We start from the raw sequence: 24,677 nt of genomic DNA on the forward strand, positions 1-24,677 counted from the left end.
GCTCAGTGTGACATTTGTGATAATTGGTGAAATTTGTGTCAAAATGATCTAGCTACGGCCTGTCTTTCCGAAATAGAATTAAAATAATGCTTCAACTGCTGTAAGTATTTATATTTTAATTGTCCACCATTGGTTTCCGAAAGCAAAGAGCGTATGCCCAAATAGGAGGCAATAATGTAGGTGGCAACTGCTTCGCAATCGATATGACGAGCAATATAGCCATCACTTTTACCATTTTTCAGAACGGAAATCAGATTTACCTCCCAGACTTTAAGGATATCCTTTAAATAGGTGCTGATTTCAGTGTTTCGTTTATTGAATTCGGTGATAAAGTCGTTCAGCATAAAACCATAGGCCATTTCATTGCTTTTACCTGGCTCCATAGCATTTCCCAAACTATCCAAAATGGCGTGCAATGGATTTTCTTGTTCATTCAAGGGTTCTACCAATAGGGCATAGACCTTTTGAACTATCAAGTTTTGTACAATACTGATAAAATAATCCTCCTTGGATTTAAAATGATGGTAAAAAGCACCTTTGGAGAGATCTAGTTGGGTTAAAATATCATCCAAACTGGTATTGTAATAACCTTTGGCATAAAAAATCTCCAGGCCCATTGTATGTAATCGGTGCAGAGTTTCGCGTCGTTTTAGGTTTCGTTCCATAAGATTTGGTTTTGGGTTAATCAAAAAGAAATTCTCGCAGCTTGCTGCGGGTTTCCGATAAACTGTCATTCTCGCGAAAGCGGGAATCCAAATAACAAAATTTCGGTTTCGAGAATTTGTTATTTAGACCGTTAAGTCTGTTACAAAGTTTCGCCAGATTGGGGCTAACCTCAAGATTCAGGGATGAATTTGTGGGAAAAATCGTTGAAGTGTGAAAAATGTACCCAAAATCCAATATCTTCAAAATACAAACAGACTAGCGGGTCGGTTTAACCGATTCTTTTTTGGGGTAAAATACAATTCGACCAGGAACAAAACACATTGTAATTGAGAATGAATAGTTTAGAGTAGGGCATTGGGAAGCAGTAAAAATATAGAAATACACGAAACGTCGTTTGTAACATCAACCTTGAGATCTTTTGATGAAAATTTAAGCCAAGATATTTTTGCGAAGCTATGGCACAATCCAAAAACAGAGCTGTGGTTGGAAAAATATCTAGCTGAGGTCTCTTCAGAAGAAATTTACACGCATTGCTTAAGGAACCGATATTTTTTGGATACCATTAAAAGATTGGTGGATTCAGGAAAAATTGAGGTCTTGATAAATTTTGGAAGTGGATTTAGCATGTACCCCTTTTTGTTGAATGAAGAATTGCTCAATATAGAAATTGACAAACCAGAGATTGTCAATTACAAAAGGAATAGGTTGGAGGAGTGGCAAAAAAGCAAGGTGCTTCCAAAAAGAAATCTACATTTAATTGGAGTGGACTTCAGTGAAGACTATGAAAAAGACCTCATATCCAAAATTAGTTCGATCAAAACTGACAAGTCCTGTTTTATACTTGTTGAAGGGGTGCTGTTTTTTTTGACAAAAACTGAAACGGACAAGCTTTTCAATTTTTTTGACAAGATCCAGAACAGTGAGGACTATATTGGTAGTGCTTCTTTTCAAGACGCCATAGCCGAAACTATGGCCTATAAAAATCTGCTGCACTTTTTTGGCCAAAAACTGTCCAATACAGGAGAAGGGGATTTTCAAACGATACAAGATGAATATTATCTGTCATTTAAAAACTATAATTTGATGGACCACCAAGATTATTTCAGTCTTTCTAAAAAATATGGAAATACATTAAAGGAGTCCAAGGAAATGATCTTGAACGAAAATTTTTATTTGCTCAAGAAAAGTTGACTTAAACATGACGCCTCCGTTTAATATAATATTGAAAGCTCCAAACTATTTCACTAGAGTTTTGTTTTTGGGCAAAATAAAGGATATCCTATAAAGACGACCGTTCCATAGCAACTACTCCATATACCCACGGCGCAGCCATAACAATATTGGGAAATGATACGCTCTTTAATACGGGCAGCCCAAAATAATTACCATTTTTTGGTATATTTGATTCAAATCATATTAAAATGAACAAAAACACATCTATATCACTTGGAAATTATTTTGATGAGTTTGTTCAAAGTCGAATAAAGGAAGGGCGGTTTAAAAATGTCAGTGAAGTTATACGCGCCGGGTTAAGACTTTTAGAGGAAGAAGAAAGCAAAGTGACCGCATTGAAAAATGCAATTAAAGAAGGCCTTGACAGTACGTTGGTTGAAGATTTTGACTTTGACGAAAATCTTAAAAAATTAAAAGCTGAGAAAAGAAAGAATGGCTAAAGTTATTTTCAGACAAGAAGCCATTGATGACTTAAATAGCATTTGGGATTATACTTTTGAAAAATGGTCTGAAAACCAAGCGGACAACTATTACACGACAATTAAAATGACGTGCAAAGCATTAGGGGAGAATCCCAATATTGGAAAAGAATATTACGGAATAAGTAAAAATTTGTGTGGACTTAAATCTGGAAAACACATCATATTTTATCAGATAATATCAAGCGATAGCATTGAAATTATTAGAATATTGCATGAGCGAATGGATTTAAGAAAGAGAATGTCCAAAAACCGATAAACGCTCACTCCATAATTTTGCCTAAATGATGTTTTAAGCCACCGTCCCCTGACAACTGCTCCCGGCTCCCGCAGTACAGCCATAACAATGTTGGGAGATAATAATGTTCCTATCGTTTAAAATGTCCTCGTTGTAATCCTTAATGTGTTTCACTTTGCTGGCGACCTTTAGGTCCAGCATTTGGTTAAAGTCACAATCGTACAACCAACCGTCCCAGCTTATGGAGATGGTGTTGGTGCACATCACATTGGCCACCGCGGCCGGATTGTAGGCTTCGACTAAGGCGTACATATAATCTTCATAGTTTTCGGAGGCAATCAGATAATCCAAAAAGCGGGAAATCGGTAAATTGGTTATCGCAAAGAGGTTGTGGAACTGAATCCCGAAATCCTCATCCAAAGCCTTTTTAAAGTCGCGCTCCATAGCCATTTGGTCTCCAGGTAAAAATGCTCCGGAAGGATTGTAGACCAAATCCAACCGTAAAGGGCTGTCGGGCATACCATACCCTACAGCATTCAATTCCTGCAATGCTTTTATGGACTTATCAAAAACTCCATCACCACGTTGCTTATCGGTTTTGCCCCGAGTGTAATGTGGCATGGATGAGACCACGTGCACATTATGTTTTTTAAAGAACTCTGGAAGATCGTAGTATTTTTTATTGGCCCGGATAATGGTCAAATTGGAACGGACAATAAAATCCTGGATGCCCGCTTTGGCGGCCTCTTCAACAAACCACCTAAAGTTGGGGTTCATCTCGGGAGCACCTCCAGTAAGGTCTAAAGTATGGGCTCCTGTATTTCGGATGACCTCCAGACACTGCTCCATGGTCTCACGGGTCATGATTTCCTTTCGGTCGGGTCCGGCATCCACATGGCAGTGCTCGCACACCTGGTTGCACATATAACCCACATTGATTTGTAGGATTTCCAACTTGTTGGGGCGAAGCGGAAAATGACCTATTTCAGCAATCTTGTCCTTAAAATAAGGAAGCTCGCCCTCAGCAAAGACCCCTCCGTTCAAGATTTCCAATTGCTTGTTGGTTTCGGCCAATTCATTTTCCCGTGCTTTAAGGGATTTTTTGGCCGCTTTTTTTATCTGGGGCATGATACTTTCACTCATTGTTTAAAATTTTATTGCCAAAACACTTATTCTCGATACTATTTCCCTTTGATTTCGACTGCGCTCAATCTGACAGGGAAAAAAACTCGAATTGACGGTTTTTGTTTAATTTATCAGTTAGGGTTTAGAAATACAGAGTGAAAATTCCCTTCGTACTTTTAACCTCTTACTTCTTACATTGATAGCTTGTTATACTTGTTCATCATCTGCACCCCGTGCACCAATGTGGCACCACTTTCAATGGCAGCACCTGCATGAACGGCTTCCATCATTTCTTCTTTGGTAATTCCCTTTTGAAGCCCATCTTTGGTATAGGCATCTATACAATATGGGCATTTGACCACATGTGACACGGCCAATGCGATAAGGGATTTCTCCCGTGCACTAAGCGCTCCCTCTTCAAAAACTTTTCCATAGTAATCGAAAAACTTGTTGCCGAGTTCCTCGCTCCATTCGGTGATTTTTCCAAATTTTCGAAGATCTGCCGGATCGTAATAACTGTTTGCCATTTTTATGTTTTTTGGTGTGTCATCCCTGTTTTGGCGGGAATCTTATAATTTTAAATTGAAAATGTTTATTCTTTTTAACCCATTTCCCGATCCAAAGGAATAAACAAAGGCTTATAACCTTTAAAGGGTTATTTAACCTGCAATGCGGATATTGTATTGGAAATGCTACTGAGTCAATAGCAAAAGGTTGGGTGAACCTTTATTGAAAGTAGAGATGATGAAGCGCATTTCCGGTTTTAAGATATGCGTTTCGAAAAAGTAAATATTTCTTTTAGTTAAGTCAGCTAAGATTTTATAAACAACTTTAGGAATTCGTCCAATGAAATTCAGCAAAGCTGACACATCCTCAAGGATGTCGATATCCCGAAGTAAGGGAAGCGTGTGTAGGGTTGAATTGTTCGTGCTGAACAGACATGAGATTTTGTTGAACAATCCCACGCGCTGCCAAGGCAGTTTTTGGAAAAGGGAGGGGTCAAAATTAGAACGATGCAGCCCCATCAAATAAAAACCGCCATCAAACGTGGGCCCCAGAACCGTTTTGCCAAGTTTTAACTGATTATTGGTCTCAGCCAAATGATGTAGCCTTAATTCCGGACTGTCATTGCCAACGGTAATTATATTTTCATAGCCCTTATCATAAATAGCTTGGATAGCGTTGGAAAAGCGTTCGCCAAAGTTGGTTCCGTTTTGCTCTTTTTCGGTAAAATGGAAAAAGGGCAAACCCGATTGGTGTACGATATTTAGGGTATGTGCAGTGAGCTCATAAAAAAGCTCTGATTTGGAAATAGAAGTCTTGTTACGGGCATCTACTACCGCAGAGTTCGCAAAAATCAAAATAGCCGTTTCCTTTAATCTTTTTTTATTCAAAATTTGATTCCGATCGTACACCTAATATTAAGAATTTAGGTCGAAATATGCCTGCTTTAATTACAATATAACCTCAAAAACGCCGAAATTTAACATTCCGACTCCTTGGTCGGTTTTATAAAATTGTGGTTTTGAATTCTTCAAGATTAAAATCGAAGCAATATCGATAAAGTGTAAAAAAGGCATCCATTTTCGAAGGAAACAAACTGGGGAGTCTGTTTGTAGCATGTCATCCTGAGCCTGTCGAAGGATTTTAAAAGGTAAATATGCCCTGAAGAACGTTATACTTCTCGACTGCGCTCGAAGTGACACGCTGTACTATAAATTTACCGCGCTACACGTCATCGTAGTCCACTTTTAAAGTTGGGGTAAGCGGATGTGCTTGGCAGGTCAATATCAACCCTTCGGCTACTTCTGCATCAGTCAAAATCTGATTTTTTACCATTTCTGCTTTTCCTTCCGTTATTCGGGCAATGCAGCTACTGCATACTCCACCTTGACAGGAATAGGGAGCGTCAATGTCTTCTTTCAGCACGGCGTCCAAGACCAAGGATTTTTTATCCATGGTAAAAGAAAAGTTTTCATCATCTACCGTTATCTCAACCTGGGTTTGTCCGTCCAAGTTTTCTGCTACCGTATCTTCCGTATCTGATGAGGTAAAAAGCTCAAACAATATTTTGTCCTCAGAAACACCGTTATTTTTCAGGGTATCTGAAACCGTATTGATCATTTCTTCAGGACCGCAGAGGTAAAAAGCATCAAATGCGGTTTCCTTGAATCTGTTCTTTACGATAAAATTCACCGTTGACGTTTCAATTCGACCAAAAAGTGAGCCTTCTTCCTGGGAGCGACTATAGATGCGCTGAACAAAAAACCTATTGGTATATTTTTCTTGAAGTGTCTCAATATCCTGTAAATACATGGCTTCTTGAGGCGTCTGATTACCAAAAACCAAAACAAACGTACTTTCAGGGTGACTTTCCAAAACCGTTTGCGCAATGCTCATTATGGGAGTGATTCCACTACCGGCTGCAAAAGCTGCTATATTTTGTACGGTGGCATCATTTTCGAAAACGAAACGCCCTTCGGGCGGCATTACTTCTATTATGTCACCAGATTTGATACTTTCATTGGCATAAACAGAAAATGTGCCATTCGGTACTTTTTTAATTCCCACTGTAATCTTACCCGATGAAGGTGCCGAAGAAATCGAATATGCCCTTCGCACCTCTTGTCCATTAACATCATGTTTTAAGGTAATATACTGTCCGGCAGTAAAAGCAAAAATGTCGGTAAGATTTTTTGGAATATCAAAAGTCAAGGCTACTGCGTTTGGGGTCAAGGCATCCACCGCAGAGATTTTTAATGCATGAAAGTCACTCATGTAAGATCAATTTTTTTGCAAAGCTACGGATTCGGGCAATTTTGATAGGGGAGTTTTTAAAAAAAGAAGTGCTGGTGTAACAAATCATTCCAACTGAGTACTAACCTGTTGAAAATTACCAACCCATGTTTAAGCGATTTATAGACCTTCAATGGAAAGCTTTTTTTAGATCTTCTTCTTTTGGAAAGGGAATAACAATAAAAATCTTGGTCACCTTTTTTACCATTTATTTATTGGCCATAGTGGTTTTCATTGGCGCTTTTTTATATCCCATTTTAAGAGAGATTTTCCCAAACGAAAACCCAATGTGGATGTTGAGCAGGTACTTGGTATATTGGGTGTTCATTGAGCTTTTTATCAGATACTTTTTGCAGAAACTCCCAGTCTTGGATATAAAGCCCTTGCTTTCACTTCCCATAAAGAAAAGCACCATTACCCATTATATTCTAAGGCGGTCTTGTGTATCGTGGTACAATATTTTGGCACTTTTCCTTTTTATTCCTTATGGAATTATTCTGGTTTATCACGGATATCCTGCCCTAAATGTATCTCTGTGGATTGTTTCCGTTTTTGCGATTGTACTCTGCATAAATCATGTCAATTTTATTGTAAATAAAAGTGATAGGGCGTTGTACATTATTGGTGGTATTATAGCAGTACTCTATGGGTTGGACCATTTTCAACTGTTGCCGGTAAAAGACTTTTTCGGACCTATTTTCCATGGACTTTACCAATACCCTGCGACGGTCATTGTTCCCATTGCCTTGGCGATTGTTGCATATTGGATAAATTTTAGGTTTTTAAGGAACAAACTTTTTTTGGACGCCTCATTAAGTGTAAAAACAAAGGAAGCAAAGACTTCGGAACTCGCTTGGACGAAACGCTTTGGAGAAATGGGGCCGTTTTTGCAATTGGACCTTAAAATGATCTGGCGAAACAAGAGAACAAAGGCCCAAGTTGTAATTTCTCTGCTCTTTGCTTTTTATGGTCTTATATTTTACACCCAAGAAGTATATGCCAACATGGTACCTATGTTCGCATTTTTGGGAATTTTTATGACAGGTATTTTTCTATCCAACTTTGGGCAATTTATTCCTGCATGGGATAGCAGTTATTATAGTATGATGATGTCCCAAAACATTCCACTTCGCAAATATTTGGAATCCAAAGCAGGGTTGATTTCCGTAAGCGTGGTGGTAATGTTTTTGCTCACCATTCCATATGCCTATTTCGGGTTGGATAAATTGGCTATAAATTTTGCCAGCGCGATTTACAATTTGGGAGTCAACATCCCATTGATTCTATATTTTGGTTCGTACAATAAAAAACGCATCGATCTTGAGAAAAGTCCCATTGGTAATATGCAAGGGACCAGTGCTACCCAATTTCTCATCATAATTCCAGTTTTGGGATTACCTATTTTAATTTTTACCGCATGCTATTATCTGATCTCTTTGGAAGCTGCAGTGTTGGCACTATCCTTATTAGGAATCATCGGATTTGCGTTAAAAAACAGATTATTAAATATAATCACGGAGCAATATAGAAGAAAGAAATACGGAATGATTGCCGGATTTAAAGAAAAGAATAGTTAGTAATATCAAATGGTAGATGTCGCTTCGAGATGTCATCCTTAGCTTGTCGAAGGAGCAGTCGAGAAGTCTCAACCAGAAAATTGAACTTAGATCGAATTGATACAACACTATTGAAACATAAATGAAATATAGATGATCACAACTCAAAATCTAACCAAAAAATACGGTTCACAACTAGTATTGAATGTTGAAACTTTGGAAATCCCAAAAGGGCAAAGTTTTGGATTGGTTGGCAACAACGGTGCCGGAAAAACCACCTTTTTCAGCTTGTTGCTGGATTTAATTCAACCCACCTCTGGCAGCATTGTCAATAATGCAGTGCAAGTGGATAAAAGTGAAGCATGGAAACCTTTTACATCATCTTTTATTGATGAATCCTTTTTGATTGGATACCTAACCCCAGAAGAGTATTTTTATTTTATTGGGGATTTACGAGGTGCCAATAGAGCTGATGTGGACAAACTGTTGTCCTCGTTTGAAGATTTTTTTCATGGAGAAATTTTGGGTCAGAAAAAATACCTGCGTGACCTATCCAAAGGAAATCAGAAAAAAGCTGGAATAGTTGCCTCGTTTATTGGCAACCCGGAAGTGGTGGTTTTGGATGAACCTTTTGCAAATTTGGACCCCACTACACAAATAAGGTTGAAAGGGATAATAAAAGATTTGGCCGCCACCAAGGATGTCACAGTTTTGATATCAAGTCATGATCTTATGCATGTGACAGAAGTCTGCGAACGTATTGTGGTATTGAACAAGGGGGAGATTGTGAAAGACATTCAAACTTCGACGGAAACCTTAAAGGAACTCGAAACCTTTTTCGGGGAATAAGAAATGACTGCCAAGAAAAGTGTCATTCTGAATGAAATGATGAATCTCAACAGTGTTTCAGCAGTTGAACAAAACCCCTTGAGATTTTTCGCTTCCGCTCAAAATGACAATACTATACTTTTCAAGACAGCCTCAAAAAAACTTGTACTATTGGCTATCCCCCGAACATGGATGGATCATAAAAGAATTGTGCTTTTTTGATTTTTCCATTTTCAACCTGGTACATGCAGAGTTCTTGCATATTGCATCTTCCCATCCCCTTAAAGGTGACGTCACTTGTCATGGGCACCACAAAATGGTTATCCATTACCACGGCGTCACCAACAGTGCCTCCGTGCCTCTCCTCAACATTATTGGCCCATTCTTCAAAACCCTTCAAAATGTTATCTATTCCTTGGGTCATTTCATTCGGCACACCTGCCATCTCAACGCTTACAGCATCATCCGCATATAGGCCATATGCTTCTTGATGCTTTCCTTCCCTACATAGATTTACTAATTTGTCCGCTACTTCTTGTGTTGTCATTTTGTATTTGTTTTTATGATTAATAAATAAACTTATTGTCAATCGAACGCCTGGGTCAAATAGATGTTCAAAGGTTTAATAGCTTTAAAGTGATTTAAAATTTCTTCGTTCAACCTTTCCGAATCATAAAAAGGCTCCAAAGGAAACTCGGCCATGGCATAGAACTGTTTGTTATAGATCAAATCTGTTTTTTCTGCAGCGGACATGAGGCTTTTATCCAATCGTTTAGATTTTTCACCGCTCAGCTTTCCAAAATTTTGGGTAAATGATGAACCGGTGGTGATTTTGATTAATTCAGAAGTGTTTAAGGCAATATGATTTCTAACCCTGGAAAGTTCCGGGGGACGTAACGTAAAAAGACCCCCTCCCACATGGATACTTGTCGCATCAATGCCCAAATAGTATCCAGGCAGCATCGATTTTTTCCCATTGGGTGAAAATCCAGCCTTCAAAATCGTATGATATGGTGTTTTGTCCTTGGCAAAACGCACATCCCTATTAATTCTAAATAGCGCTTTTTTTGGGTCGGCAAGAATTCGAGAATCCCAATCTGTGAGTGTTTCCAAAAGATTGTCAAGTAAATTCAGGAAAGGCGCTTTGGCATCATTTTCATATCGTTTTTTATTCGCATGAAACCATTCTTTATTGTTATTCCTTGCCAATTCTTTGAAAAAGGAAGTGTAAGCTTTAGTAATGGACATAGGTTTATTTTTTTGAAATTTTTATAGATTTCTCTACCCACTCTAGTAACATGGCATGATTTTTTAAAACAGTTTCCGGAATGGAATAGTAAGGCATTTTTCCGTGTTTATGGGTACCTGCCTTTTCAAAAATTTCTAGGATAGTAGCGTCAGCTTTTAGATAAGCAGCTCCTTTGGAATCCACAATCCCAAACATTTTGCCTTCATGAAACAATCCATGCCCACCAAACATTTTTTTGGCTTTGATGGAACCAATTGACCCAAGCTTTTGAACCAACAGCTCCGCGGCCAGCACGGAATCATTCGTCATTTTATCGCCTTTTGCTCCCATTTTCAATTCAATTTTATTTGTTCCAATGCGGTTGAGGTCAACATTTCCCATTTTTGGTGATGTGCAAAATCAACCTCGTACCACCCTGCGAGCGGTTTTTTGTTCTTGAAGGGATTGAACTCCGAAACCTTGACTCCAAGGTTGTCCAGAGGATAATCTTTCCCCAATTTGAAGACCATTTTGTGCTTTCTTGAAAAAAAGGCGAACACCTTTTTATTATAATGTATAGCAGGAGAGCTCATCATTTTACCTTCGGTGACCTTGGGATGTCTTAGGCAAAACTGCTCACGGATTTCCATAAACTTTTCCAACTCCATATCCCAAAACTACAAAAGAGACGAAGGCCAAGATAAGGGCAAATAAGACACTTTAAAGGGTTGAATGTGCCACGATTAACCCTTACATTTATGGCAGTAAAAGTTTTGACGATGAAACATGTAAGTATTTTGGTGCCCAAAGGGAATACCATTTTGAGCAGTGTGGTAGGTCCATTTAAAATATTGACGGCCGCAAATCAATTTTTAAAGCAGCCAGGAGGAAGCGAAGACGATTTTTTTGATGTTCACCTGGTTGGACTTGATGAAGGTTCTACTTTGTATGAAGGGCTGTTCAGCATCCACTGCGACAGTACCATCACTGATGTTGAAAAAACCGATTTGATATTGATACCGGCGCTGAGACCGGATAAACTTGTTGAGGATTTGGACCAGAACAAGGATTTTGTGCCGTGGATTCTTAATCAACGCAATAAGAATAACGCAGAGGTGGCCAGTATGTGCATGGGAGCCTTTGTGTTGGCTCAGACGGGATTGGTAGATGGTAAGCAATGTGCTACCCACTGGGCAGCGATGGAGTTGTTCAAGAAGATGTTTCCAAAGGTACATCTGGTGTCCAACAAAATTGTGACGGATGAAGATGGCATCTATTCCAGCGGAGGGGCGTTTTCTTTTTTGAACCTCATGCTACATCTCGTTGAAAAATATTGCGGTAGGGCTACAGCAATTTATCTCTCCAAGTTTTTTGAGATTGATATGGATCGTGTAGATCAAAACCAATTTGCGATTTTTCAAGGCCAAAAAGACCATGACGATACCGCAATCAAAGAAGCCCAAAAGTATATTGAAAGCAATGTAAACGATAAAATTTCGGTGGAGCAGTTGGCCAAAAAATATGCAATTAGTAGCCGGAACTTTGTGCGTCGATTCAAAAAGGCTACCCAAAACACACCATTGGAGTATATTCAACGGGTAAAGATAGAGGCGGCCAAACGCAGTTTGGAATCCACCGAACAGAATGTAAATGAGGTCATGTATCAAGTGGGCTACGCCGACCAAAAAGCTTTCCGTACCGTGTTCAAAAAATATGCCGGACTATCCCCTGTCGCATATAAAACAAAATACAATCGCAGCAGGGCCAATTTTGAACGGCCAACAACTTGGTAAAAGATACATTTTTACCAATGTTTTGGCCGCAATAAAAAATAATTGCATTTTACCGATGAGCCTTATAATAAACTGACCGTTTTTCAGTTAAGGTAAAACACGATTACCTATAATTTTGAAGCTTCAACACCAAGTTTTTATACTATGTCTATTTGCAGGAGTACTTTTCAACTCCTGTTCCACTAAAAAGGATGCCTTTGTCAACCGTAATTGGCATGCCCTAAAAACCAAGTACAATGTGCTGTACAATGGTAATATTGCCTTTGAACAGGGAAGAGAGGAATTAAACACCAACTATCGTGATGATTTCTGGGAAACCCTTCCTGTTGAACGTCTTGAGGTCACTGAAGAAATCAAACTCGATTCAGAGGATAACAACCCCAATTTTATTATTGCTGAGGAAAAAGCCACCAAAGCAATCCAAAAACATAGCATGGACATTAAGGATGAGGAACGCAATCCTCAGACCGATGAAGCATTTTTGTTGTTGGGAAAGGCGCGTTACTTTGACCAACGTTATATCCCAGCTTTGGAATCGTTCAATTATGTGCTGCGAAAATATGTTGAAAGCGATAAGCTTAATGAGGCCACAATTTGGAGAGAAAAGACAAATATGCGTTTGGACAATCCTGAAGTAGCCATCAAAAACTTGAAAAGACTCTTCAAATTTGAACGATTAAAAGATCAGGAATACGCAGATGCCAATGCAGTTTTGGCACAATGTTATATCAATTTAAAAGCCAAGGACACGGCAATTCAAAAATTAAAGATTGCCCAGGCCTATACCAAAAAGAATCCTGAAAGGGGAAGATATTTGTTCATCATTGGGCAGCTTTACAACCAGTTGGGATTTAAGGACAGCGCCAATTATGCTTTTGACAAGGTGATTGCTTTGAACAGAAAATCACCCCGTGTGTATATGATCAATGCACATCTCAAAAAAATACAGAACACTGAGATTACCGATACCAACCGAGAAACTTTGCTCGAATATTTGACGGAGTTGGAAGAGAATCGTGAAAACCGACCTTTTTTAGATAAGATCTATCGTCAGATTGCAGAATATCATATGGCTAATCAATCCGATAGTCTTGGAATAGCCTATTACAACAAATCCTTGGCAGCCAACCGGACAGAGCGCAAATTGAACGCACTCAACTATCAAAGTCTCGCCGATTACAATTTTGACAAGGACCAATACAAAACAGCCGGAGCCTATTACGATAGCACACTTACCAATCTTGTGGTTAATACCAAGAAACATCGAAATATAAAAAAGAAGTTGGACAACCTTGAAGACGTTATAAAATACGAGGATGTTGTTCAATATACAGATAGTGTCATTACGCTATATGAAATGCCCGAGGCGGAACGCAAAGCGTATTTTGAAGATTTGATTGCTGAACTCAAACGTCAAGGAGAAGAAGCCGCCCAAAAAGAATTGGAAAGAACGAAAGCAGGGTTTGCTGCCTTTGCCGAATCAAAAGGAGGCAAGGAGAACAAGGGCAAGTTTTATTTTTACAATATCACAAGTCTTGGTTATGGAAAAAATGACTTTAAGACGCGTTGGGGCAATCGGGAATTAGAAGATGACTGGCGTTGGAGCAACAAGACCAGGTCCTTGCCATCAGAGGCAATAGGTGAAGACATTACTGCTTACCAGCAATCTGAGACCACAATTACGGATGAGCAGAAATATGATCTGGACTTTTATCTAAATCAAGTTCCTACCGACATTACAGTTATTGATAGTCTACGTGGCGAAAGAAATTTTGCCAACTACCAGCTGGGATTGATTTATAAGGAAAAATTTAAAGACAATCTCTTGGCTGCCGCAAAATTGGAAAGAGTTTTGGCGTTGAATCCAGAGGAAAGATTGATTTTACCATCAAAATATAACCTCTTTAAAATTTATGAAGAATCCGGGAGTCCCTTAGCGGATAATATGAAACAGGATATAATCCTTAATCATCCCAATACGCGCTACGCAGAAATCCTTTTGAACCCTCAAGCCATTCTTGAAGGAAATACCGACAGTCCTGATGCACGATATGCTTCTTTGTATAAGATGTATGAAAAGCAGGAATACCTTCAGGTGATAACCTTGTCCCAAGAGTTCATCAACAAATTTACTGGGGACCCCATTGTGCCCAAATTTGAAATATTGAAGGCAAATGCCATTGGAAGACTGCAAGGTTTTGAACCGTTCAAGGAAGCCCTTAATTATGTTGCATTGACGTATCCGAATAATCCCGAAGGGAAAAAAGCTGAGGAAATCGTTGCAGATCAATTGCCGAAATTAGAGTCCAAAGTGTTTTTGGATGATGCAGCAAAAGGCAATTGGAAGGTGGTGTTTCCATTTAAAATAAGAGACAACGAAAAGGCGTTAAAACTTAAAGAGCGTTTGGAAGCTTCCATCAAGGAGCTTAACTATAAAAACATTATTTCCAAGGACATATATAATTTGGAAGATCAATTTGTGGTTGTGCACGGATTCAAATCCAAGGATTTTGCACTAGGCTACACCGAGCTTATAAAAAAGAACAAGGACTACCGTATCAACGATGAGAATTTTGTAGTTTTATCCAACAATTACAAAATCATACAGGTCCATAAGAACCTAGAATCATACAAAGAACATATTTCAACCCCAAAACCCTAGAACACCATGTTTTCAGATAACAAAAAACCTAGACCTATGACAGAATTTGGAGGACAGCCCAACCGAATTGAAAAGAATACCAAAATAAAAGGAAACATCACTTCCGAGGCTGACTTCAGGATTGATGGAAAATTGGAAGGCAATGTCAAAACTTCCGGTAAGGTAGTGATTGGCAAAGACGGCTATATCAACGGGAAAGTAGAATGCGTCAATGCCGATATCGAAGGAAAGTTTAATGGCGAACTTGCCGTTAAGGACTTACTTTCTTTAAAAGCTTCTGCCATTATAGAAGGCACAGTAAGCGTTTCAAAATTGGCTGTGGAGCCGGGAGCAACCTTTAACGCAGCCTGTACTATGGGCAAAGGAGTGGAAACCGCATCAAGTACTCCAAAGCTACAGTCGACAAAAGCAAATGAGCCAGCAAAAGTCTCCTAAAAAGAAAAACAATTTTAAGAATGCCGCAATGCTCTCCGGTATTGCTTTTGAAATGGGTGCCATAATATTTTTGGCAGTAAAAGGCGGTAAATGGTTGGATGACCATTACCAAAACGAAAAGAATATTTTTACAGTAATTGCCACTTTATTGGGAGTGGCAATTTCTATTTGGGTAGTTTTGCAACAACTAAAACGAATTAAATATTGATGCTGAAGCTCAATTTTCCTGCGCAATTTTTGGCACTTCTGATTATACTCTTGCTCATTTCCTTCGGATTGCACATTTTGGTCTTGTCCAATATGGAATTACCGATCTTGGATAACCTAATTGTGCGCTCCTATTTGATCAACGGGCTTTTGGCCGCCATCATCTTCCTATTGCTGTTTAAGTTTCGTCAAAAATTAAAAAACCAGATTGGATTTTTATTTATGGGAGGCAGCTTACTAAAGTTTTTGTTTTTCTTCCTTCTTTTTTACCCAACGTATAAAAGCGATGGCGACATGTCAGGCCTAGAATTTGGTGCTTTTTTCATTCCCTACATTGTTGCACTTCTTTTGGAAACATTTTACACCTCCAAAATGCTCAAAAATTTGGATACGGACTCCAAATAATTAGACCCTCAAAATCCTCAAAAATAAAAGCTTGAAAGCTTTTTTCTTTTTGTAAGAAAGAATTACATTTGCACCGATTTTTGAGAGACCGATATTTTGAGCGAAATGCAAAAAACTTTTTTCAAGGGAATACTCGTTGGAGCAGCACTGTTTTTAGGTCAGTTCACTTTTGCCAGTGAAAAAGAAAGCGAAGCCGGTGGAGACGGCAAAGATCTTAAGACTGAAATAAAGGAATATATCTCCCATCACCTTCAGGATTCACACGATTTTTCACTGTTTTCATATACCAAGGAAAATGGGGAGCATAAATATGTTGGATTCCCTTTGCCGGTGATGTTGTGGGATGATGGGTTAAAGGTTTTTTCATCTTCCAAGTTCCATCATGGCGAAACTTTGGCCGAGGTTGATGGCAACTACTACAAGCTATACCACAGCAAAATCTATAAAACGGATTCGGAAGGCACCATCCATTATGATGAAGATCATCATGCCACCAATGTAAAACCTTTGGATTTTTCGATTACCAAGAACGTGGTAATGATTATCATAACCGGATTGTTGATGCTTTGGTTGTTTACAAGCCTGGCAAAATCATATGCAAAGAACAACGGAATCCCAACGGGTGCCGGTCGTTTCTTCGAGCCCATTGTGCTGTACATTCGTGATGACATTGCAAGACCAAACATAGGGGAAAAGCGATACAGGAAATATATGCCCTTCTTGTTGACGATATTCTTCTTTATCTGGTTTTTGAACATTTTCGGACTGACCCCTCTTGGAATTAATGTAACTGGAAACATTGCAATAACAGTTTCTTTGGCCTTAATGACATTCGTAATTACCAATGTTACAGGAACCAAGGATTACTGGATGCACCAATTTAATCCACTTGGTGATTCATTGCCTTGGTATGGAAAAATACCGTTGTATATCATTTTGGTTCCAATTGAATTATTGGGATTGTTCATTAAGCCATTCTCATTATTGATTCGTTTATATGCCAACATGCAGGCAGGGCACATTGTATTGATGAGCTTGATTGGTTTGATGTTCATATTTAAAAGCTGGTTGGGAAGCCCGCTATCCTTTGGATTGGCCTTCGCAATTTCATTGATTGAAGTATTGGTAGCATTGCTACAAGCGTATATTTTCACCATGTTAAGTGCATTGTACTTTGGATTTGCTTCTGAGGACCATCATGAGGAAGGTCACGAAAACGATCCGGAGTTAGCACATTTATAAGATTGAATTTTAATTTTTAAACTAGATAGATATGGAAATTCCAGTAATGGTAGGTGCAGGTTTAGTTGTTATCGGTGTTGGTCTTGGTATTGGTAGAATCGGTGGTTCTGCAATGGAGGCTATTGCACGTCAGCCTGAAGCTTACGGAAAAATCCAAACAGCGATGTTGATTGCAGCAGCGTTGATTGAAGGTATTGGTTTCGCTGCACTTTTCGCGGTATAATCAAAACATCTAAGGCGAATGGCTGTAACGGTTGGTTGCAGCCTCTGCCTTGTTTAAAAATTTATAAATAGAAAGTAATTATGGCAAAGTTATTAGAAGAGTTTTCGTTAGGACTGTTTTTCTGGCAAACACTATTGTTTGGACTGTTGTTGTTCCTTTTGTGGAAGTTTGCATGGAAACCAATCCTTGGTGCAATCAATGATCGTGAAGAAGGCATAAAAAATGCGTTGGATGCAGCTGAAGAAGCCAAAAAGGAAATGCAGAATGTTACTGCTGATAGCGAAAAGCTTTTAAAGGAAGCTAGAGCAGAAAGAGAAGCTATGTTGAAGGAAGCTCGCGAGATTAAAGATAAGATCGTTGCCGATGCCAAAGAACAAGCCCAAGTTGAGGGTGATAAGTTGGTAAAGCAGGCTCAAGCCACTATCGAAAGTGAAAAGAAAGCTGCAGTTGCTGATATCAAAGCGCAAGTAGCGAACCTTTCCATTGATATTGCAGAGAAAGTAATCAAAGAAGAATTGTCCGATACAAAGAAGCAACAAAAGTTGGTTCAAGATATGTTGGGCGATATCAAATTGAACTAAGAAATGAACGAGAGTAGGGCAGCCATACGCTACGCAAAAGCAACCTTGGATTTCGCTATCGAAAAGAAAGCGGCGGATGCTGTTGAAAAAGATATGCGGGAGATTTCAGCCACCATTTCTGAAAACACGGAACTTCAAAACCTTTTGGAGAGCCCGGTGGTCAAAGGTGAAGTAAAGAAAAATTCTTTGCTACTGATTTTCAAGGGGTCTAATGAGATTACAAAAGGTCTTATTGGGACATTGATCGGTAACAAGCGAATTGCTTTGCTGCAAGAGGTGGCCTTAAAATACATTATTCTACACGAGCAGTTAAAGGGAGAGGGTGTTGCCTATGTAACAACCGCGGTTCCGTTGACTGGTGACCTGGAGAAAAAGATTTTGAGCGAGGTGACCAAACTTACCGGCAACAAGGTTACCATTGAAAATAAGATTGACGAAAGCATCATCGGTGGATTTGTACTTCGCGTAGGCGATTTACAATATGATGCTAGTGTTGCCAACAAATTGAACGGATTAAAAAGAGAATTTACAAATAGTCTATAAAAATGGCAGGAGTAAAAGCCGCTGAGGTATCAGCAATTTTGAAAGAACAATTAGCAGGTTTTGAAGCTACCGCTTCCTTGGATGAGGTAGGTACCGTATTACAAGTGGGTGATGGTATTGCCCGTGTGTACGGACTTTCCAATGCTCAATATGGTGAGCTTGTGGAGTTTGATGGCGGTATGGAAGGTATTGTTTTGAACTTGGAGGAAGATAACGTTGGTGTTGTATTGTTGGGCCCATCCAAAGAAGTAATGGAAGGTGCAACCGTAAAAAGAACACAACGTATCGCATCGATCAATGTTGGTGAAGGAATTGTTGGCCGTGTGGTTGATACCCTTGGTAATCCAATTGATGGAAAAGGACCAATTGCTGGTGATACTTACGAAATGCCATTGGAGCGTAAAGCCCCTGGGGTTATTTACCGTCAGCCGGTAAACGAGCCATTGCAGACAGGAATCAAAGCGGTCGATGCCATGATTCCAATTGGTAGAGGACAGCGTGAGTTGGTTATTGGTGACCGTCAAACAGGTAAGACTACCGTTTGTATCGATACCATTTTGAACCAAAAAGAGTTTTTCGATGCAGGTGAACCAGTTTATTGTATCTATGTTGCCATAGGACAAAAAGCTTCTACCGTTGCTGCCATCGCGAAGACTTTGGAAGATAAAGGTGCTTTGGCCTATACAACTATTGTTGCGGCTAACGCATCCGACCCTGCTCCTATGCAGGTATATGCCCCTTTTGCTGGTGCAGCGATTGGAGAATACTTCAGAGATACAGGTCGTCCAGCTTTGATCATCTATGATGATTTATCAAAACAGGCGGTTGCATATCGTGAGGTATCACTTCTTTTGAGAAGACCTCCGGGACGTGAAGCATATCCTGGTGATGTTTTCTACTTGCACTCAAGATTATTGGAGCGTGCGGCTAAGGTTATTGCCGATGATGACATTGCAAAAAACATGAACGACCTTCCTGATTCCCTTAAGCCAATGGTAAAAGGTGGTGGATCATTGACCGCACTTCCAATTATTGAAACACAGGCAGGTGACGTATCAGCATATATCCCAACAAACGTAATTTCGATTACGGATGGTCAGATATTCTTGGAGCAAGATTTGTTCAACCAAGGTGTGCGTCCAGCGATTAATGTGGGTATCTCTGTATCTCGTGTTGGTGGTTCGGCTCAGATCAAGTCCATGAAAAAAGTGGCAGGTACATTGAAACTGGATCAGGCGCAGTTCCGTGAATTGGAAGCGTTTGCTAAATTCGGTTCCGATTTGGATGCCGCTACCCTGAACGTTATTGAAAAAGGACGTAGAAACGTGGAAATCTTGAAACAGGCGCAGAACGATCCATTTACTGTGGAAGATCAGGTAGCCATCATCTTTGCAGGTTCCAAGAACTTGTTGAGAGATGTTCCTGTTGATAAAATAAAAGAGTTTGAAAGAGACTTTATAGAGTTTTTAAATGCCAAGCACAGAGGTGTTTTGGATACATTGAAAGCTGGTAAATTGACTGATGAGGTAACTGAGACATTGACCTCAGTCTGTAAAGATCTTTCAGGAAAATATAGAGCTTAAATGATTGTCATTCCTAATTGTCATGCTGAGCTTGTCGAAGCATATTTTAAGACAAATAGGATTAAGTAAATAAAAGATTCCCGCCTGCGCGGGAATGACAAACGAAAAGAATGGCAAACTTAAAGGAAATACGAAATAGGATAGCCTCGGTATCTTCAACCATGCAGATTACCAGTGCCATGAAAATGGTATCTGCTGCAAAGTTGAAAAAAGCCCAGGATGCCATTACAGCGATGCGTCCGTACGCCAACAAACTTACTGAGTTATTACAAAACCTTAGCGCTAGTTTGGATGGTGATGCCGGAAGCAAATTTGCGGATAACAGAGCGGTGAACAAGGTGTTGGTTGTGGCCATAACCTCTAACCGTGGTTTGTGTGGTGCCTTTAATTCCAATATCATCAAACAAAGCAATGTTTTGTTGGGTGAAACCTATGCTGGAAAGCAGGTCGATTTTATAGCAATAGGGAAAAAGGGAAATGATATCCTTGGAAAAAGAGGGAGCGTTATCGCCAATCACAGTGCTGTTTTTGATGATTTGACTTTCGACAATGTTGCATCCATTGCCCAAGATTTAATGGACCATTTTACCGAAGGTAATTATGATAGAATTGAGTTGGTCTACAACAAGTTTAAAAATGCCGCTACCCAAATTGTGATGACAGAGCAGTTTTTGCCTTTAGTTCCAGTTGAGGGAGATACTTCTGGTGCTGCTGATTATATTTTTGAGCCATCTAAGCCAGAGATTGTCGAGCAATTGATTCCAAAGTCATTAAAAACACAACTGTACAAAGCCATTCGTGATTCTTTTGCCAGTGAGCATGGAGCACGTATGACGGCAATGCACAAAGCAACCGATAATGCTACCGAGCTTAGAGATCAGTTAAAACTGACCTATAACAAAGCAAGACAGGCTGCTATTACAAATGAAATACTTGAGATAGTTGGAGGAGCTGAGGCACTGAACAACTAATGGAGAATAAATGAATTCATTAAAAGGGCCGCTTCTTTAAAAGCGGCCTTTTTTTTGTCTGTTCGAGCCGTCATCCTGAGCTTGTCGAAGGATAAGCACAAGAACTAAAGTTTATATTGGAATCATGATAGACCAACACACTTCGACAGGCTCAGTGTGACAAACAATCAATGATTACCAGCCGTTCTGGCATTATGCAAATCAATATAATGTTGATTGAGTTCATCCGAATCTTTGTACTGTACTCGAAGTTCATCTAACTTCTTGTGCAATTCTTTAACCACACCGGCATAGGCAGGGTCGGAATACACATTATTCATTTCCTGGGGGTCTTTTTTACGGTCGTACAGTTCCCATTCATCTACATCATAATAAAAGTGGGCCAACTTATAATCAACAGTAACAATACCATAATGACGCATAACTTGATGCTCAGCGGGATACTCATAATAATGATAGTAAACCGCATCTCGCGACCAATTCTTTTCATTTGAAGTTAAAAGAGGGATAAGACTTTCACCTTGCATATCATCGGGCGCTTCAATTTGGGCAGCTTCCAAAAAGGTTTGGGCAAAGTCCAGATTCTGTACCATTTCCTCATTAGTAATACCGGCTTTTATTTTGTTGGGCCAGCGAACTAATAATGGTGTTTTGAAAGACTCATCATAAATAAAACGCTTATCGAACCACCCGTGTTCTCCCAAATAAAACCCTTGGTCGGAGGTATATACCACCATAGTGTTTTCAGACAGATTACTTTCATCCATATAATCCAGTAAACGGCCGACATTATCATCCACAGAAGAAATACAGGCCAAATAGTCTTGCATGTAGCGTTGGTACTTCCAGATCATTTTCTCTTCTGAGGTCTTGGATGGCCAGTTTTCCTCAAAATCTTTGCTTATTGCATCCAGAAAAGGCTTGTATTGTGCTTTTTGTTCATCTGTGGCACGATTGTATATATTGACAAATGCTTGGACCAAATCAGGTACTTGAGGAGTCACTTCACCCATTTTGGCAATGGTCTCTGGCCATACTTTGGTGTCATAGACATACTTCATATGGGTCAGTAAATTCATTTCCGCAGTTTTCGCCGCTGAACCTCGGTTGCTGTAATCATCAAAAAGTGTAGCGGGCAACGGGAATTCTTTCCCATAAAACTCTTTAAACTTTTCAGGAGTTGGCCACCATGGTCTGTGAGGGGCCTTATGAAGATACATCAACATAAATGGCTTTTCAGGATTTCGTTTTTTGTCCAACCAGTTAAGGGTTAGGTCGGTTATGATATCTGTAGCATATCCAATTATTGTGGTGTCGCCATCTTGTGTGATGAAATCTGGGTTGATATAATTTCCTTGTCCTGGGAGAATCATAAAATCATCGACCCCTTTGGGGCTGTTTCCAAAATGAAGTTTTCCAAACATAGCTGTTTCGTACCCGGCATTTTGAAACAATTGCGGAAAGGTTACTTGCGTGGTATCAAAAGGCATAAGATTATCCACTTTCCCATTGATATGGGTATGTTTTCCCGTTAAAATGGTTGCTCGTGATGGGGCGCAAATGGAATTGGTCACGCTAGCATTGGTGAACACAATACCTTCCTTGCCGATACGATCAATATTGGGTGTTTGTATGAGATGGTCGCTATAAGCACTGATAGCCTGATAGGCGTGATCATCGGACATTATAAAAATAATGTTGGGTTTTTCTTGAATCGAAGCTTTCCCTTCCTTCTTCTTTTGAGCACAAGAAATGAATAAGATGCTAAAAAGGGCAATAAAAACGGATCTTGATAAGATATTCATTGGTTGGATTGTTTAAAGCTAAAAAGGTACAAATTGTTCGCCAGAAGCTATAACTAAAGGCTTTTCCGTAACTTGTGCACACCTTAATGACGATTTTATAACAAGAGTCTCAATTGAACCCTCTTAAACGGCTTTTCAAACAAACTTTCATCTATGGCCTGGCAACAGTTTTGCCTAGGGTAATCTCCTTTTTCTTGCTTCCATTGTACACCTCTATTTTTGAGAATGCTTCAGGGTATGGTCAGTACACAAACATATATGCCTGGATTGCAATTTTCAACGTGTTTTTGGCCTATGGTATGGAAACGGCCTTTTTCCGATTCTACCATAAGGGAGAACATAAGAGTAAAATAATATCCACCTCGTTGATTTCGTTGTTGGGATCTTCCCTGTTGTTTTTGGTATTGGCACTTTCCTTAAAGGAAACCTTGGCAAGTGTAACCAACATAGATGTCGATTATATAAAATTCACGACCTATATTTTGGTTTTGGATGCTTTGGTGATTATTCCCTTTGCGTTGCTCCGGGCACAAGAAAAACCAATGAAATATGCGGTTTTAAAGATTATTAATGTTGCCATAAACCTTTCGTTCAATGTCTTCTTCCTGTTGATTCTTCCAAAAATTGCACAAGAAAATGGAAATGGTTCTCTCACAAGTATCTACAAAGAAGGATGGGAAATTCAATATATTTTCATTTCAAATATTATAGCTAGTGCTGTTACCCTGCTGCTGCTATTACCCACATACTTCAAAGTGTCCTATAAGTTTGATGCACGTATTTGGAAACAGATGCTGAAATATGCCGGTCCTGTTATGGTAGCGGGAATTGCATTTACCGTAAATGAAGTATTGGACAAAATTCTGTTGACAGAGATATTACCTTCGGATATAGCCGAGACCGAAGTCGGAAAATATGGGGCATGTTACAAATTGGCGCTGTTCATGACCCTGTTTGGAACTGCATTTAGAATGGGGGTTGAACCTTTTTTCTTTAGTCATGCCAAAACAGAAAGACCTCAAAAGACATATGCGCAGATAACCAATTATTTTGTAATCATTGGATCAGTGATTTTACTTGGAGTGGTTGTTTTTGTGGATGTTTTAGGAAAGCTTTTAATTCGAAATGAGGTCTACTGGGAAGCACTTGATGTAGTTCCGATAATACTTTTGGGCAGTTTTTGTTTGGGGATATACCACAACCTGTCCGTTTGGTATAAAGTTACAGATCAAACCAAATTTGGCGCTTATATTTCCTCAATTGGCGCCTTGATTACCTTAATCATAAATATTGGCCTGATACCGCGAATTGGATATATGGCTTCTGCATTGGCTACCTTGGCGGCATATGGAAGTATGATGTTGCTTTCCTATTATTTTGGAAGAAAATACTATCCCGTTCCCTACAATATGCGCAAGATTCTTTTTTACCTTTCTATTTCCATTGTGTTTTCTACCCTTTCTTTCTACGTTTTTCACAGAAATTTAATAGCCGGCAGCCTTCTACTTTTGTTATTTTTGGGGATAGTTTACAAAATGGAAGGAGATAAATTAAAAGCCATATTTCTACAGCGTGAAAATTAAGATAATAAATAAGTCAAACCATCAATTGCCCCATTATGAAACACCTGCTTCCGCGGGCATGGATCTTAGGGCAAACATTAAAGAACCAATTACTTTAAAATCATTGGAAAGAGCGATTGTGCCCACGGGTCTTTTTATGGAACTTCCCGTTGGTTATGAGGCCCAAGTACGACCACGAAGTGGTCTTGCGGCAAAAAAGGGAATTACCGTTTTAAACGCCCCAGGGACTATCGATGCCGATTATCGTGGTGAAGTTGGTGTTATTCTGGTTAACCTATCTGCTGAAGATTTTACCATTGAAAATGGGGAACGTATCGCACAAATGATCATTGCCAAACACGAACGTGCAGAATGGATGGAAGCAGAAGTGCTTTCAGAGACTGATCGGGGCGCAGGCGGATTTGGCAGTACGGGGACTAAATAGTTTCCAGTTTGAGCTATCAGTATACTAACTTCAGAAAATAAATGTTTAATTAAAAGATAACTGCTTCAGCA

Annotated in this window: 28 protein-coding genes; 18 read left to right on the forward strand and 10 right to left on the reverse strand. The window is 39.4% G+C overall.

Annotated features, from left to right (window positions below; translation table 11 throughout):
* Window positions 1-38: 38 nt before the first annotated feature.
* Window positions 39-665, reverse strand: a complete 627-nt coding sequence (locus ACULLG_RS03285) for a TetR/AcrR family transcriptional regulator (protein ID WP_452125336.1) — start codon at window positions 663-665, stop codon at window positions 39-41.
* A gap of 409 nt (window positions 666-1,074) precedes the next feature.
* On the opposite strand from ACULLG_RS03285, the gene ACULLG_RS03290 reads away from it, so the two are divergent.
* The 3 genes from ACULLG_RS03290 to ACULLG_RS03300 all read left to right on the forward strand — a co-directional run bounded on the left by ACULLG_RS03290 (window position 1,075) and on the right by ACULLG_RS03300 (window position 2,637).
* On the forward strand, window positions 1,075-1,857 hold the full coding sequence (locus ACULLG_RS03290) for a class I SAM-dependent methyltransferase (protein WP_452125337.1): 783 nt from the start codon (window positions 1,075-1,077) through the stop codon (window positions 1,855-1,857).
* A 230-nt stretch (window positions 1,858-2,087) separates the two neighbouring features.
* Entirely contained in the window at window positions 2,088-2,339 is a 252-nt protein-coding gene (locus ACULLG_RS03295; RefSeq protein WP_452125338.1) for a type II toxin-antitoxin system ParD family antitoxin, read from the forward strand.
* Complete coding sequence (locus tag ACULLG_RS03300) at window positions 2,332-2,637, forward strand: type II toxin-antitoxin system RelE/ParE family toxin (protein ID WP_452125339.1); 306 nt, start codon at window positions 2,332-2,334, stop codon at window positions 2,635-2,637. The genes ACULLG_RS03295 and ACULLG_RS03300 overlap by 8 nt, the downstream gene beginning before the upstream one ends.
* Before the next feature lie 33 nt (window positions 2,638-2,670).
* On the opposite strand, the gene arsS is transcribed toward ACULLG_RS03300, so the two are convergent.
* From arsS to ACULLG_RS03320, 4 genes are all read right to left on the reverse strand, one after another.
* Window positions 2,671-3,759 carry an arsenosugar biosynthesis radical SAM (seleno)protein ArsS gene (gene arsS, locus ACULLG_RS03305; protein WP_452125340.1) on the reverse strand — a complete coding sequence of 363 codons (1,089 nt, stop codon included), beginning with the start codon at window positions 3,757-3,759 and terminating at the stop codon, window positions 2,671-2,673.
* A gap of 173 nt (window positions 3,760-3,932) precedes the next feature.
* Window positions 3,933-4,268, reverse strand: coding sequence for an arsenosugar biosynthesis-associated peroxidase-like protein (locus ACULLG_RS03310; RefSeq protein WP_116184458.1), 336 nt, complete (start codon window positions 4,266-4,268; stop codon window positions 3,933-3,935).
* A 165-nt stretch (window positions 4,269-4,433) separates the two neighbouring features.
* Entirely contained in the window at window positions 4,434-5,135 is a 702-nt protein-coding gene (locus ACULLG_RS03315) for a TIGR04282 family arsenosugar biosynthesis glycosyltransferase (protein ID WP_452125341.1), read from the reverse strand.
* A 334-nt stretch (window positions 5,136-5,469) separates the two neighbouring features.
* Window positions 5,470-6,519, reverse strand: coding sequence for a 2Fe-2S iron-sulfur cluster-binding protein (locus tag ACULLG_RS03320; RefSeq protein ID WP_452125342.1), 1,050 nt, complete (start codon window positions 6,517-6,519; stop codon window positions 5,470-5,472).
* Between the two features lie 125 nt (window positions 6,520-6,644).
* Between ACULLG_RS03320 and ACULLG_RS03325 the strand changes: the two genes are divergently transcribed.
* Together ACULLG_RS03325 and ACULLG_RS03330 are read left to right on the forward strand one after the other, a co-directional pair.
* On the forward strand, window positions 6,645-8,114 hold the full coding sequence (locus ACULLG_RS03325; RefSeq protein WP_452125343.1) for a DUF5687 family protein: 1,470 nt from the start codon (window positions 6,645-6,647) through the stop codon (window positions 8,112-8,114).
* Between the two features lie 132 nt (window positions 8,115-8,246).
* Window positions 8,247-8,942, forward strand: a complete 696-nt coding sequence (locus tag ACULLG_RS03330; RefSeq protein WP_452125344.1) for an ABC transporter ATP-binding protein — start codon at window positions 8,247-8,249, stop codon at window positions 8,940-8,942.
* Between the two features lie 154 nt (window positions 8,943-9,096).
* Here the strand turns inward: ACULLG_RS03330 and ACULLG_RS03335 are convergent, their stop codons facing one another.
* The 4 genes from ACULLG_RS03335 to ACULLG_RS03350 are packed head-to-tail and all read right to left on the reverse strand — an operon-like array spanning window position 9,097 to window position 10,817.
* A complete protein-coding gene (locus tag ACULLG_RS03335) occupies window positions 9,097-9,468 on the reverse strand; it encodes a SnoaL-like domain-containing protein (protein ID WP_452125345.1) in 372 nt (123 codons plus the stop codon).
* 38 nt (window positions 9,469-9,506) lie between these two features.
* Window positions 9,507-10,169, reverse strand: coding sequence for a DUF2461 domain-containing protein (locus tag ACULLG_RS03340; RefSeq protein WP_452125346.1), 663 nt, complete (start codon window positions 10,167-10,169; stop codon window positions 9,507-9,509).
* Window positions 10,170-10,173: 4 nt separating this feature from the next.
* Window positions 10,174-10,500 (reverse strand): TfoX/Sxy family protein, encoded by a 327-nt coding sequence (locus ACULLG_RS03345; protein WP_452125347.1) that lies wholly within the window; start codon window positions 10,498-10,500, stop codon window positions 10,174-10,176.
* Window positions 10,501-10,502: 2 nt separating this feature from the next.
* Window positions 10,503-10,817, reverse strand: a complete 315-nt coding sequence (locus ACULLG_RS03350; protein WP_452125348.1) for a hypothetical protein — start codon at window positions 10,815-10,817, stop codon at window positions 10,503-10,505.
* Between the two features lie 90 nt (window positions 10,818-10,907).
* Here ACULLG_RS03350 and ACULLG_RS03355 point away from each other — a divergent pair, with 90 nt between their 5' ends.
* From ACULLG_RS03355 to atpG, 11 genes are all read left to right on the forward strand, one after another.
* Window positions 10,908-11,942, forward strand: coding sequence for a GlxA family transcriptional regulator (locus ACULLG_RS03355; RefSeq protein WP_452125349.1), 1,035 nt, complete (start codon window positions 10,908-10,910; stop codon window positions 11,940-11,942).
* Between the two features lie 115 nt (window positions 11,943-12,057).
* Window positions 12,058-14,604 carry a type IX secretion system periplasmic lipoprotein PorW/SprE gene (porW, locus tag ACULLG_RS03360; protein ID WP_452125350.1) on the forward strand — a complete coding sequence of 849 codons (2,547 nt, stop codon included), beginning with the start codon at window positions 12,058-12,060 and terminating at the stop codon, window positions 14,602-14,604.
* Between the two features lie 6 nt (window positions 14,605-14,610).
* Window positions 14,611-15,039, forward strand: coding sequence for a bactofilin family protein (locus tag ACULLG_RS03365; RefSeq protein WP_452125351.1), 429 nt, complete (start codon window positions 14,611-14,613; stop codon window positions 15,037-15,039).
* Window positions 15,017-15,247: an AtpZ/AtpI family protein gene (locus ACULLG_RS03370; RefSeq protein ID WP_452125352.1), complete on the forward strand. Its 231-nt coding sequence runs from the start codon at window positions 15,017-15,019 to the stop codon at window positions 15,245-15,247. Before ACULLG_RS03365 ends, ACULLG_RS03370 begins: the two co-directional genes overlap by 23 nt.
* Window positions 15,247-15,651, forward strand: coding sequence for a DUF6168 family protein (locus ACULLG_RS03375; protein WP_452125353.1), 405 nt, complete (start codon window positions 15,247-15,249; stop codon window positions 15,649-15,651). The genes ACULLG_RS03370 and ACULLG_RS03375 overlap by 1 nt, the downstream gene beginning before the upstream one ends.
* A 105-nt stretch (window positions 15,652-15,756) precedes the next feature.
* A complete protein-coding gene (atpB, locus tag ACULLG_RS03380; RefSeq protein WP_452125354.1) occupies window positions 15,757-16,893 on the forward strand; it encodes a F0F1 ATP synthase subunit A in 1,137 nt (378 codons plus the stop codon).
* A gap of 31 nt (window positions 16,894-16,924) precedes the next feature.
* Window positions 16,925-17,116: an ATP synthase F0 subunit C gene (atpE, locus tag ACULLG_RS03385; RefSeq protein ID WP_045801726.1), complete on the forward strand. Its 192-nt coding sequence runs from the start codon at window positions 16,925-16,927 to the stop codon at window positions 17,114-17,116.
* A gap of 80 nt (window positions 17,117-17,196) precedes the next feature.
* Window positions 17,197-17,697, forward strand: a complete 501-nt coding sequence (locus tag ACULLG_RS03390) for a F0F1 ATP synthase subunit B (protein ID WP_452125355.1) — start codon at window positions 17,197-17,199, stop codon at window positions 17,695-17,697.
* 3 nt (window positions 17,698-17,700) lie between these two features.
* Window positions 17,701-18,240, forward strand: a complete 540-nt coding sequence (gene atpH, locus ACULLG_RS03395; protein ID WP_452125356.1) for an ATP synthase F1 subunit delta — start codon at window positions 17,701-17,703, stop codon at window positions 18,238-18,240.
* Between the two features lie 2 nt (window positions 18,241-18,242).
* A complete protein-coding gene (gene atpA, locus ACULLG_RS03400; protein ID WP_452125357.1) occupies window positions 18,243-19,823 on the forward strand; it encodes a F0F1 ATP synthase subunit alpha in 1,581 nt (526 codons plus the stop codon).
* Between the two features lie 110 nt (window positions 19,824-19,933).
* Window positions 19,934-20,794 (forward strand): ATP synthase F1 subunit gamma, encoded by an 861-nt coding sequence (gene atpG / locus ACULLG_RS03405; RefSeq protein ID WP_452125358.1) that lies wholly within the window; start codon window positions 19,934-19,936, stop codon window positions 20,792-20,794.
* A gap of 167 nt (window positions 20,795-20,961) precedes the next feature.
* On the opposite strand, the gene ACULLG_RS03410 is transcribed toward atpG, so the two are convergent.
* A complete protein-coding gene (locus ACULLG_RS03410) occupies window positions 20,962-22,599 on the reverse strand; it encodes a sulfatase family protein (RefSeq protein ID WP_452125359.1) in 1,638 nt (545 codons plus the stop codon).
* Between the two features lie 113 nt (window positions 22,600-22,712).
* Here ACULLG_RS03410 and ACULLG_RS03415 point away from each other — a divergent pair, with 113 nt between their 5' ends.
* Both ACULLG_RS03415 and dut read left to right on the forward strand, forming a co-directional pair.
* Window positions 22,713-24,182: a lipopolysaccharide biosynthesis protein gene (locus tag ACULLG_RS03415; RefSeq protein ID WP_452125360.1), complete on the forward strand. Its 1,470-nt coding sequence runs from the start codon at window positions 22,713-22,715 to the stop codon at window positions 24,180-24,182.
* Window positions 24,172-24,606, forward strand: coding sequence for a dUTP diphosphatase (gene dut / locus ACULLG_RS03420; protein ID WP_452125361.1), 435 nt, complete (start codon window positions 24,172-24,174; stop codon window positions 24,604-24,606). Before ACULLG_RS03415 ends, dut begins: the two co-directional genes overlap by 11 nt.
* The last annotated feature ends 71 nt before the right edge of the window (window positions 24,607-24,677 follow it).

The organism is Flagellimonas sp. 2504JD1-5 (genome assembly GCF_053618295.1).